The 854-nt window shown below is 68.3% G+C and carries 1 protein-coding gene; it reads right to left on the bottom strand.

The annotated features are described in order from the left end of the window. The coding region (locus ACWF62_RS20500; RefSeq protein ID WP_452631250.1) for a hypothetical protein at positions 1-854 on the bottom strand (854 nt) is incomplete at both ends.

The raw sequence follows: 854 nt of genomic DNA, 5'->3' as shown, positions 1-854 counted from the left end.
CGCTTGTCGTAGGACCAAGACCAGGAGTTCCCCGCGGGGTCCTTCATCGTCACCAGGTTCCCGGCCAGATCGTAGCCGTACGTCGTCGCCTGGTACGCGGTGCGTGCCGCATTGGTGTAGGAGCGTTGTTCGACCTTGCGGCCGAAGGCATCCGTGAGGGTGGTCGTCGCGGTCCCACCCTCCGGCGGGATCACCGTGGTGCGCTCCGCGCCGTCGTACAGGGTGCGGGTGCGGGCCTTTTCGTCCCCGTAGCGCAGGGCCACGGAGAGGATGGTCCGGCCGGAGGCGTCGAACTTATTGCGTACGGCCGCCGGCACCTTGTTGTCGGCTGCCTGTACCAACTCCGCCGACGGGGCGCCGTCCGTGAAATACGGGGTGTACGACTTCCACGCTCGGCCCGCCGTGTCGTACAGCGTCTCGGAGATGATCTTCCCGTCCGGCCTTCCCACCGCACGCCCCTGGGTCTCCCTGCTGCGCAGCAAACCGTCGTAGAAGGAGTACGTCGTCAGGTAGTCACCCTGATAGTCCAGTCGCTGCTCGGTGACGACGTTCGGCTTCGTCCGCGACAGGCTGTACGTGTACGTCGCGGTCGGCTTGGTGGGGTTCTCGGTCTTCGTCCAGCCCGGCTCCCACACCGCCGTCGTCCGCCCCAATGCGTCGTAGGTCGCATCCGTCCGTACGCCGTTGGCGTCCACGGCCGCCGTCACCACGCCGCGTCGCGGGTCGGTGGTCACCTCAGCGGTGTGCCCCAGGGCGTTGGTCGTCACGGTCTTGGTCGGCGACTGCCCGGTCGCGGGTGTGTACGCCGTACGGGTCTCCGCGCCAGCTGCGTCCGTGTGGGTCAGGGCCCGGCC

It is taken from the genome of Rhodococcus sp. NPDC054953, from assembly GCF_053609225.1.
The sequence above is the reverse complement of the archived record's forward strand: the minus strand, read 5'-3'. Positions and strand labels throughout refer to the sequence as shown.